The organism is Tessaracoccus luoxuelianae, from assembly GCF_055326245.1.
Genome location: NZ_JBUZNO010000011.1, coordinates 87,012 through 97,143 on the forward strand (window position 1 = coordinate 87,012; position 10,132 = coordinate 97,143).

At 66.6% G+C, this 10,132-nt stretch carries 11 protein-coding genes and 1 pseudogene; 5 read left to right on the forward strand and 7 right to left on the reverse strand.

Annotated elements, in window-relative coordinates; all coding sequences use genetic code 11:
- Positions 1-158: 158 nt before the first annotated feature.
- Complete coding sequence (locus ACZK39_RS15000) at positions 159-2,894, forward strand: cation-translocating P-type ATPase (RefSeq protein WP_463613768.1); 2,736 nt, start codon at positions 159-161, stop codon at positions 2,892-2,894.
- A 659-nt stretch (positions 2,895-3,553) separates the two neighbouring features.
- On the opposite strand, the gene ACZK39_RS15005 is transcribed toward ACZK39_RS15000, so the two are convergent.
- Positions 3,554-3,880 carry a DUF4143 domain-containing protein gene (locus tag ACZK39_RS15005; protein ID WP_459055947.1) on the reverse strand — a complete coding sequence of 109 codons (327 nt, stop codon included), beginning with the start codon at positions 3,878-3,880 and terminating at the stop codon, positions 3,554-3,556.
- A 55-nt stretch (positions 3,881-3,935) separates the two neighbouring features.
- Here ACZK39_RS15005 and ACZK39_RS15010 point away from each other — a divergent pair, with 55 nt between their 5' ends.
- Together ACZK39_RS15010 and ACZK39_RS15015 are read left to right on the forward strand one after the other, a co-directional pair.
- Positions 3,936-4,520, forward strand: coding sequence for a type IV toxin-antitoxin system AbiEi family antitoxin domain-containing protein (locus ACZK39_RS15010; RefSeq protein ID WP_459055948.1), 585 nt, complete (start codon positions 3,936-3,938; stop codon positions 4,518-4,520).
- The gene (locus ACZK39_RS15015) at positions 4,517-5,416 is read left to right on the forward strand and encodes a nucleotidyl transferase AbiEii/AbiGii toxin family protein (RefSeq protein ID WP_459055949.1); all 900 of its coding nucleotides are present in this window, start codon (positions 4,517-4,519) and stop codon (positions 5,414-5,416) included. Before ACZK39_RS15010 ends, ACZK39_RS15015 begins: the two co-directional genes overlap by 4 nt.
- Positions 5,417-5,431: 15 nt before the next feature.
- Here ACZK39_RS15015 and ACZK39_RS15020 read toward each other — a convergent pair whose 3' ends face one another.
- Both ACZK39_RS15020 and ACZK39_RS15025 read right to left on the reverse strand, forming a co-directional pair.
- Positions 5,432-5,677, reverse strand: coding sequence for a hypothetical protein (locus ACZK39_RS15020; protein WP_459055950.1), 246 nt, complete (start codon positions 5,675-5,677; stop codon positions 5,432-5,434).
- A gap of 2 nt (positions 5,678-5,679) precedes the next feature.
- A pseudogene (locus tag ACZK39_RS15025) lies at positions 5,680-6,120 on the reverse strand (TetR/AcrR family transcriptional regulator); the annotation flags it as partial.
- Between the two features lie 564 nt (positions 6,121-6,684).
- Between ACZK39_RS15025 and ACZK39_RS15030 the strand changes: the two are divergent.
- Positions 6,685-7,002 (forward strand): hypothetical protein, encoded by a 318-nt coding sequence (locus tag ACZK39_RS15030; protein WP_459055951.1) that lies wholly within the window; start codon positions 6,685-6,687, stop codon positions 7,000-7,002.
- 754 nt (positions 7,003-7,756) lie between these two features.
- Here ACZK39_RS15030 and ACZK39_RS15035 read toward each other — a convergent pair.
- The 4 genes from ACZK39_RS15035 to ACZK39_RS15050 all read right to left on the reverse strand — a co-directional run bounded on the left by ACZK39_RS15035 (position 7,757) and on the right by ACZK39_RS15050 (position 9,359).
- On the reverse strand, positions 7,757-7,930 hold the full coding sequence (locus ACZK39_RS15035) for a hypothetical protein (protein ID WP_459055952.1): 174 nt from the start codon (positions 7,928-7,930) through the stop codon (positions 7,757-7,759).
- A 57-nt stretch (positions 7,931-7,987) separates the two neighbouring features.
- Positions 7,988-8,662: an NADPH-dependent F420 reductase gene (locus tag ACZK39_RS15040; RefSeq protein WP_459055953.1), complete on the reverse strand. Its 675-nt coding sequence runs from the start codon at positions 8,660-8,662 to the stop codon at positions 7,988-7,990.
- A gap of 90 nt (positions 8,663-8,752) precedes the next feature.
- The gene (locus ACZK39_RS15045) at positions 8,753-9,052 is read right to left on the reverse strand and encodes an addiction module antidote protein (RefSeq protein WP_182800420.1); all 300 of its coding nucleotides are present in this window, start codon (positions 9,050-9,052) and stop codon (positions 8,753-8,755) included.
- Entirely contained in the window at positions 9,036-9,359 is a 324-nt protein-coding gene (locus ACZK39_RS15050; RefSeq protein ID WP_459055954.1) for a type II toxin-antitoxin system RelE/ParE family toxin, read from the reverse strand. The genes ACZK39_RS15045 and ACZK39_RS15050 overlap by 17 nt, the downstream gene beginning before the upstream one ends.
- Before the next feature lie 530 nt (positions 9,360-9,889).
- On the opposite strand from ACZK39_RS15050, the gene ACZK39_RS15055 reads away from it, so the two are divergent.
- Positions 9,890-10,132 (forward strand): AlbA family DNA-binding domain-containing protein (locus ACZK39_RS15055; protein WP_463613769.1); only part of this gene is annotated, 243 nt, incomplete at its 3' end.

A 10,132-nucleotide genomic window follows, 5' to 3' on the forward strand; every position in this document is an offset into this window, starting at 1 on the left:
TCATTGCGGCTGCTCCCACGGGCGAGTTCCTCGAGGTCGTCCGGAGAGGGAGTATCCCGAAGCGGGTCCGACGTCAGTACGGCGCAAGCCCGTGGGATCGGCCATCTGGCGGGACTCGACGTGCTTCCTTTCTATGCACCTCACACCAGGAGACAGACTTGTCCATAGAGAATCTCACCGCTGACAGCCCCGTCGAGACTGATCCCTCCTGGCACGTGATCAGTGTGGAGGACGCTCTGGCCCGGACGGGCTCCCAGACCTCCGGAATTTCGATGGCGGAGGCCGAGAAGCGCTTGGAGCGCTTCGGCACCAACGAACTGGTAGACCGTGGCGGCAAGCCGGCCTGGAAGATCCTGTGGGAGCAGTTCACCTCGGTGATGGTGCTGATCCTCATCGCGGCCACGGTCTTGTCGCTCATCCTCGGCAAGTTCTTGGAGGCCGGTGCCATCGGCGGGATCGTGCTTCTGTTCGCGCTGCTCGGCTTCTTCCAGGAGTACCGCGCGGAGAAGGCAATCGCCGCGCTTCGCCAGATGACGGTCCCCACCGTGCGGGTGCTGCGCGACGGCGTCACGGTCTCAGTGCCGGCCAGGCAGTTGGTGCCGGGCGACGTGATCCAACTGGACGCAGGCACCGTTGTCCCCGCCGATCTACGACTCGTGGAGGTGGTCTCCCTGAGGATCCAGGAGGCTGCCCTGACCGGCGAGTCCGAGGCCGTGGACAAGAACACCGCACCACTGGCCGGTGCAGACCTTCCCGTCGGGGATCGCATCAACATGGCATTCTCCGGCACCGAGGTCACCTACGGCCGCGGAGTGGGCCTGGTCATCGCCACCGGGATGGGCACGCAGCTGGGCAGAATCGCCGACCTGCTCCAAGGGGTCACGACGGAGCAGACCCCGCTCCAGGCGCGCCTCGACCATGTCGGCAAACAGTTGGCCGTCCTGGGCGTGGTCACCGCCGGTGTGGTTGCGCTCCTTGGCGCGCTAGCCGGCGAGACGTGGAGCAACCTCGTTCTCACCGCCATCTCTGTGGCAGTTGCGGTCATCCCAGAGGGTCTACCGGCCGTCGTGACTTTCACGCTGGCTGTGGGTGCACAGCGGATGCTGCGGCGCAACGCGCTGGTGCGCAAACTGCCTGCGGTAGAGACGCTGGGCTCGGTCACCACCATCTGTTCGGACAAGACGGGCACCCTCACCCAGAACAAGATGACGGTCTCGACGCTCGTCCTGCCCGACGGCGCCTGGACTTTGGGTGGCGATTCGCCGTCGGATGCGGCCCTTGTCGCCTTGGCGGCCGGGGCGCTGTGCAACAATGCCGAACTTCGCCACGTCGACGGGGAGGGGATCGAGACAATCGGCGACCCCACTGAGGCCTGCCTGCTCGAGGCCGCCCAGGCCGGTGGGATCGATGTCGCGTCGTTGCGCACGGTCATGGCGAGGATCGGGGAGTTGCCGTTCGATTCCGAGCGCAAACGCATGAGCACCCGGCACGCGACGCTGGCCGGGCGGGTGCCTGAACTCGCACAGCTGCCACAGGACCTTGATCTCATCTTTGTCAAGGGAGCCGTCGACGGGCTCGTCACGCGCGCCACGGAAGTGTTCGCGGACGGCGCCATCCGGACCTTCGACGATGCGGCACGCGACTGGGTCGAGGACACTAACAAGGACCTGGCCTCCCGTGGCCAGCGGGTGCTGGGCCTCGCCGTGCGGCTCGTTCCTCCGGGCAGCACGCCGGCCGACCCTGAGACCGACCTCGTCCTGCTGGGTGTCGTCGGCATCATCGATCCCCCGCGGCCCGAGGTGGCCGCTGCCGTTGCCATCTGCCAGGGCGCGGGCATCCGGCCGGTCATGATCACAGGCGACCACCCCCTGACCGCGCAGGCCATCGCCCGCGAGCTCGGTATCGGGCGCGACGGGGGCGTGCTGACCGGCGTCGAGCTGGACCGCCTTGACGCCGAGGAGTTCGATCACGCCAGCAGGACGGTGAACGTGTTCGCCCGCGTCTCGCCCGAGCACAAGCTCCGCCTGGTTGACTCGCTGCAGCGTCACGGCCAGATCGTGGCCATGACGGGCGACGGCGTCAACGACGCACCCGCGTTGAAGAAGTCCGACATCGGCGTGGCCATGGGCATCACTGGCACCGACGTCTCGAAGGAGGCCTCGGACATGGTGCTGCGCGACGACAACTTCGCCACCATCATCGCCGCCGTCGAGGAGGGCAGGGTCATCTACGACAACCTGCGCCGGTTCGTCTCGTTCGCCGTGGCCGGAAACCTCGGCAAGATCATCGTCATGGTCGGATGGCCCATCCCGTTCCTCCTCCTCCCCTTCGATGGGACGGCGGCCGTGGCCCTGCTCCCGCTGCAGCTGCTCTGGCTCAACCTCATGACCGACGGCTTGCTGGGCCTCGCGATGGGCAAGGAGCCTGCCGAGTCCACGGTGATGCGCAGGCCTCCGCATGTGCCAGGCGGGAGTCTCTGGACGGGTGGCCTGGGCCGCCGGACCGTGTGGATCGGCTTGGTCATCGGCTTCGTGGCGCTGGGGATCGGTTTCTGGTACCACGAAACCGGCAACCCGGCGTGGCAGTCGATGCTGTTCACCACCCTGGCGTTCCTGCAGATCGGGCAGGCCTTCGCCACCCGGTCCCACCACGACTCGCTCACCACGATCGGGTGGCGCTCCAACACGCTGCTGCTGTGGATCGCCGCACTGGTCCTGGCACTGCAGTTGGCAGCGCTCTACACGCCGCTGGGCGTTTTCCTGAGGCTGGAGCCGCTGGGCGCGGTCGATCTGATGATCGCAGCGGCCACCGGCGTCGGATTGCTGGTGCTGATCGAGAGCGTGAAGGCCGTCGATCGTCGCAGGGGTGTTGGTATCAGCATCGGACGCCACTGAGGCCGGGCTGGTGCAGCGGGCGAGGATCAGGTACCCGTCGTTCCTCACGATCCAGTGTGTCGGTTGCGGTCATCCCGCTCCCTTCCATCGGCATAGAAGGTTGGCGCCAAACTTGTGTACCCCAACCCTCATGGTCGGCCAACCCGGCCAGCAACAGCATCCGAGAGAATGTGTCGGACGTGGCCCGCGGCTGATCCATCACATCCTGGCCGTGGCCGAGCGCCCATCGGGCGATTTGGTACTCGCGTCTGGATAGCCGGTATGTCCTCACCGAGAACGATCAGTGCTACCCCTGAGGAGTCGACGAGCCGGAGGGCAGGCGGCGGCGAGTTGCTCTTCGACGAGGAGACCAGCGCCTGTCGGCTATTCCATCGGATTATCCAGAGAATCCGATGTCATGAGCGTTGACTGCCCGACGGCGACATCAGCTCGTCACCTGCGACGACGCGCCGCTGCCGCCGTGCGGGTGGAGCCACAACCGCCGCGGCCAGAGTTTCGCGCGGGGTGTGAACCTGCCGACCTCGGTCAAGTCGCGGAGGGCGAGGAGGGGGAGGGCCCCTTGTAGAGGACTCGCTTGTCAGGTTCTTTGCGGCGTTGGGGATGCCCCTCCGCTCGGTAGCGCCTGGGTTCGGGTTATGTCGACGGGGGTGCTGGGTGGTTCAGGGCCCGAGGAGTGCGAGGGGGACGACGGCGATGCCGTCGGGGCGGCGGTAGGCGTGTCTGCGGGTGTGGATGATCATCTGGTCGACGAGGCAGTCGCCGAGTTGTTGGTCGAGCCAGTTGAGGTGCTTGACGTTGGCGGGTCTGATGGTGTCGGTGAGTTTGACCTCGATCGCGATTGTGGATCGGTCTGCCGCTTCTACGATCAGGTCGATTTCGAGGTGGGTGTTCTTGGTGCGAAGGTGCCCGATGCGGGCGTCGGCTGCTTCGGCGTAGACCCGCACACCGATTGGGCGGTCAACGACTCGAAATGCGTGTGCTGTCATCGGAAACCATCACAGGTATGATGTGTCTGTATCTGATTCCGTCGAACGTGAGGTGATGATGGACACTGCGATGCTTCCTGACCTGATGCGCTACGACGACCTGGCCGCGCAGGGGCTCACCCGACATGGTCTTGACCGGCTGATCGAGTCGGGGGATTTTGAGCGCATCGCCCCGGGTCTATTCTTGCGGGCGGGGCTCACGGATGACACGACGGCCGCGTGGATGGCGGTCGCCGCGAAGAAGCCCGACGCGACGTTGTGCCTGCTCACCGCGCTGTCGCTGCACGAGCTGACAGATGAGATCCCCGCTCGCAGTGACATCGCCATCCCGCGCGGCACGCAGCCGGTCACCCTCCAGCATGCGCCGATTGCCTGGCACCGCTTCGATCCCGACACCTTCGGCATCGGGCGCCTCGAGTATGAGTTGCCGCTCGGGCTGTCCATCGGCCTGTTCTCGGGGGAGCGCACCCTGATCGACCTGTTCCGGCTGCGGCACGTATGGGGCAGCGACCTCGCCATCGGTGCGCTCAAGCGGTGGGTGCGTGGCAGGGGGAACAGTCCCGGCGCGCTACTGGCGCTGGCTGACTCCTTCCCGAAGGCGCGTCCCGCGGTTCAGTCGGCGCTGGAAGTGCTGCTGTGACCCCGAGCCCGCAGCACGGCACACCGGCGGGCGATGCGAGCATCGCCATCCGCAGGCTCGCCCGACAGGCCGGCGGAGACGTTCAGGAGCTGATGACCCTGTACGCCCTCGAAGGCTTGCTGGCGCGCATCGCGCTCTCGGAGCACCGCGATGACTTCGTGCTGAAGGGCGGCGTCCTGCTGGCCGCGTTCGCTGCGCGCCGCCCGACCAAAGACATCGACCTGCAAGCCACCAGGCTTACCGGCGACCCTGAGGAGGTCGCCGAGCGCGTTCGCATCATCGCGGCGCTGGAGGTCGCCGACGGGCTCGCGTTCGACCTGGCCAGCGTCACTGCGATGACGATCCGTGAGGAAGACGAGTACGCGGGAGTGCGGGTCAAGCTCACCGCGACGCTGGGCACCGCACGGCTTACTGTCGGGATCGACGTGAACTTCGGCGACCCGATCTGGCCCGCACCTCGTCTTGTTGACCTTCCCCGCGTCGTGCCCCTCGGGCTCCCGCCGGTGACGCTGCTGGGCTACCCGCTGACGATGGTGCTCGCGGAGAAGGTCGTCACCGCAATCGACCGCGGTATCGCCAACACCCGCTGGCGTGACTTCGCGGACGTGTACGTGTTGACCCGTCTTCATCCGGTCGGCGCGGCCGAGTTCCGAGCGTCGGTGAAGACCGTGGCCGAGTACCGGAACGTGGCGTTCACGCCTCTTCTGCCGGCGCTCGCGCCGATGGGCGATTGGGCCCAGCAGAGGTGGCGCGCATGGCGCACACGATCGCACCGCGAGCATGAACTTCCCGGGGCGTTCGCCGACGTGCTCGCAGCGGTCGCAGGCTTCGCCGACCCCGTGCTGTCGGAGACGGCAGTGGGACAATGGAACCCTTCGGCGAAGTCCTGGGAGTGAATCGGCAGGTGCCGCTCACGCCGTGACCGACCAGCTGGGCTGAGGTGGCGGCGCCGTGTGCGAGCCCCAGCCCGGCAGACCGCTGATCAGGGTGGCGAGTGCTTCACGGGTGGCGGCCTCCATCCCGTGTGGTAGGGCCTGGATGCGTGGCTCGCGGGCCATGGCCTCGATGAGCGCCGCGGAGGGGTGGGCGAGCGCCCACAGACCAGTGATGAGGGAGTGCAGGCCGCCGAGGAATTGATCCCTGGAGGAGGGTCCCACTCGCCGAGATCGGTCGTCAGAGCGACGAGGAGCCGCTGCATCGAGGCCTGGACGGCGAGCTTGAACGCGATCACCTCATCCGAGGTGACGTTGTGTTCGAGCACCGTGGGGGCGGCGATGAGCAGTTCGCACAGGAGGGGCTGCTCGGCAGCGGTGGCGGCAAGGACACCGGAAACCCGTTCGACCTGATCGGGCTCGCCGGCGCGTGGCAGCGCGTCACAGACCGCGTCGACCCATGCGTCGTACTCCTGGGCGAGCAGGATGGCCTCGCGGGAGCCGAAGTAGCGCAGCACGTTGGATTTGGCGAGGCCGACCTGTCGGGCGATCTCGTTGAGGCTGATGTCGGCGACCGTTCGGCGACCGTCCTGCCCGTGAGCATCTGCCCGGGTGGTGGCGAGAATCTCGTGGCGGCGCTGGTCGCGCTGCTCATCGGCTCGAGTCACCGGTCAGCGCGACGCGGACCCGGCGACCCCCTTCGCCAGACTCCACAACCTGGCACGCGTGAGGGTCGTCGTGGGTTGAGGCTCAGTGGAATCGCCACGACGGCTCGCCGTAGCGCCTGCCGGGAGCACCGATGAGGCCGCAGCGCCGCCCTCGAGAACGCCCGTCGAACCGGGCTGGCGGTCCGCTTCTCCCTGTCCAGTGGTGGGATGACGTGCCGCCACCCCGGCTAACGGTGGAGCTTCCCGCCCCTGGCAGTGCCCCCAGAGCGATGACGCGATGCTGCTGGGCGAGGGCGTCGACCACGCGGGGGTCCCACTCGTCCAGGGTGGCCCCCAGGTGGGTGAGCAGCGCCACCGGCGTTCCACCCAGCGGCTTCCGCCTTCGGCGAGGAGAACGAAAGCAAACCACGCGCCAGCAAGCGTCACGTCGTGCTCTCAGCCCTGTGGTGTCCGGTGGCTTGAGGCGGGGTGGGGGCCCCGTGGTGTCCGAAGCTGTCCACCGGCTGCGGTCGGCACCCGTTATGCGGGGTGACTGGCTTGTCTTGCCGGTGACGGGAGGCCGCGATGCAGTGCGAGGAGTGTCACGCCAGCGTTCTGGGGTCGCTGCTGCTCGTGCCCGACCATGCGGGGGAGATTGGTGGTCTCGGCGCCTGCGGGCTGTTGCGGGCGGTCGACACCTGCGACCAGCTGGAACTGACCAAGTGCGGGGGTGACCTGAACGCAGCGGTCGTTGCCGATGAAGCCGTCGAGATCTTGCGCCTGCACGCGTTCTCACCCCGGCGTCGAATCGTGCTCCCTTCATCGTCTGCCGCAGGAAGAGACGCCACGGTCGCTCCCGCGTTCGCCTCCCTGGGCAACGACCTGCTGGCAGCGCTGCGATGAACCGTTCACCTTCTGCCTGTGGGCCGTGGATGCCGGCCGCCTATGCTGAGGGGCAGCTACTGACGCGAGATCCGCGCGGGTCTCGGGTTCGAAGCGATTCCCCACGCATTCCCCACGGCAAGGTGACGAAGTGCCAATCAATCCGCAAAAGACCTTGTCAGGGGGCCATTGTCGGCTGACAGAAGAGAGCTTCAACTCCTCTCTCGCGCACAACGATGTATGGTCCCCTGACTACATCAAATCCACTCTGACAAGGACTTCGGTCCTTCTCAGTTGTGGACACGGATGGCCTCCGGAGGCCTCCCATCCCCACGTATTCCCACGACATCCGGGGCGGGGGGAACGTCGTCGGCGTCGCCTGCTGTCCAGCCCACCGTCCTCGAGCCCGTTACGGAGCGTGACGGGAGGGGTGCATCATGGGTAGACCACGGGTCAAGGTCAAGCGCGGCTTCGGTGAGGTCGGCCGGTTGCCGAGCGGGCGGTTTCACACGCGGCGCGGCAGCGTCGTGCATCGCACCGGGGCGCTCCCGGCTATTGCCGCTGCTTGTTAGGAGAGCCGAGTCTCACCGATCCAGGCGTCCCCTGTCTCGACATCAGTCACGACCGGGGGCTTGGGGAACCCACCCGCCCTAGCCCAGCAACCGCTGGGAAGTAGACGTCCCGGTTGAAGCGATCCAGGGCATCGCCGGAGTCCCACAGCTCCATGACTTGCCAGCCGCCGGGAGTAGGGCCGGCCGCGAAAGCGCGGCGGTCCTCAGGGAGGTGGGCGACGGCCTTCGACGCCCAGCCAGGTGTGGCCGTGGCGGACGAAGGTCTGCACGGTGGCGAGTCGCCAGCGCTTGCGTGAGCCGTACAAAGTGGCGTCGGTGATGATGCGGTGGGTGAGGGTGGCCGTCCTGGTCGACCCATGGGTACCGCAAGCGCTCACTGGCACCACCCTCGTGAGCGAAGCACGCTTGCGCGCAAGGGTCGCGCCCGCGGCCGACTACATGTTGATGACCCGCGCGAGGCGGACGCCCCACTCTTCGTCCGGGTTGGTGGTGCCGTCGCCGAGACGCTCCTGCATGACTGCTACGCCGAGATCCCGGTGCTTGGGCAGCCTGTTCCGCTCGGCAGCGTCCAAAGCAGCGCCAATTTCGGCGTGGCTGAGGTCCGTGCAATAGGCGGGGGCGCCGGGCTGCTGGCGCCACGAGTCCGCGAGGGAACCAGCGTCGAAGGCGTCCAGGCCGGTGTCATTGACCAGCGCCATCGCGATCTCCCGGTCCCTGTCACGGTCGGCCGCGACAGGAATCGCGATCCGATCGGGCGCACCTGCAGGCTTGCCCTTCTTGGCGAAGGATGCCGAGCCGATCGCGTTCCATGCCTTGGCGATCGGACGGCCAAGTTGCTCGGCAACCCACACGCTCTCAACTTGACCGGCCTCAATCGCGTCGATCTTGTCGTCGCGGAACGGGTAGCAATTGGAGGTGTCGATGACCGCTGTGTCCTCGGGCAGGCGCGCGATCAGCGGAGCGAGCTCGGGGATGCGGTTGAGGGGGATGGACAGGATGACCACCTGAACATCGGCCAGAGCCTCTTCGGTCGTCACGGCACGCGCGCCCAGGCTGCTTGTTGATACCACCACGCACGCCGGACAACTCGACATCGTCCATGCAGGCATCGACGGTCACCAGCACCTCGTCATCTCGTAAGCCGCGACCTTCGAGATAACGCGATGTGCGTACCTTTCGTGAGTCAGGCGGCTCGTGAGTCAGGCGGCGTGCAGAGTGAATCGCAGCCCCAGTGCGTTGGTCACCTTCAGGACGGTTGACCAGGTCGGGTTGCCCTGATCGGACAGCGCCTTGTATAGGCCGTCGCGGCTCATGCCGACGCGGCGAGCGAGTTCGCTCATGTTCTGGGAGCGAGCGATGACACCAAGGGCGCGGGGAACGGCCGTGGGGTCCTCGGCCGATTCCTCCAGCGCAATCTCCAGGTAGGAGGCGACATCATCGATGCCGTCTAGATAATCAGCCGCATCGAACGGGGTGTACTTCTCAGTCTTCTTCGTCATCGTCGTCCTCCCTCGAACGCCAGTCGGCAGCAAGTTGGTGAGCCTTCTCGATGTCCTGTTGCTGTGTGGATTTGTCGCCGCCACACAGCAACAGGACCAGACGGTCGCCGTGTTGTGTGAAGTAGACCCGATAGCTGGGACCGAAACTCAAGCGCAGTTCGAGCACGCCCTGTCCGACCGACTTCACATCACCAGGATTCCCGTGGGCGAGGCGGTCGATCCGTTCCACGATCCGCAGCCTGCCCTGCCGGTCCTTCAGCTTTCTGAGCCAACGGTCGAAGCCCTCGCTGGTGTAAACCTCGACCACGTGTCGACTATAGCTGACACTGCCTGGCCGGGCAACCCCTGAAGGGACGAGTTGCAGTCGCTCTGACTCCGCGGCCGAGCAGTTGATGGACGCCCTGGCGGCGACCGATCTCGCGTCGAAGGACTGACGTGGACGCCGTCGTCCCTGTTTGTCGCCGCTCGGCGACTCCTCCTCGACGCCCTCGAAGCGCTGACCCCCACCTCCCGAGCCTCGTCCTGGTCGGTGCCCAAGCCGTCCACCACCACGCAGGCATCTCTGGCTGATGAGGACTTGACTCGAGTACAGATCATAAGTTTGAGGGGTTCAAAATTATGATCAGCGAGGACGGGAGGCGATGCCCATCCTTTTCGGCGCTGATCCGATCCAGGCTGAAGTGCAGGTCACCCTCGCGGCCCTCGCAGACGGGAAGGTCATCGATGACGCGGTGGAGCGACAGTATGTGGACCTCAAGGAGGAGCATGGTCGCCGTGATCGCCAGGCAACATCGGGCCCAGTAGTCCTCCCAACCAGGAGGCCGCGCAGGAGCCTGCATGGCGAACACTCCCGGTGGTGGCGCGGTGATCGTCGGGGTGTCCAACGACGGCCAGTTGATCGGCACCGATCTGGAGGCCGAGTGGTTGCGGCACCGCATGTGGGAGTTGTCGGGCAAGGCCCTGACCGTCGACATCGCGACCCACGAGATCGCGGGGCGGCGATCGCGAGGGTCCAGCCTCGCTGGGGTTGGCCTCAGGTGGGGGGGGGGGGGGGGGGGGGAGGGGTTCTGGATCTGCAAA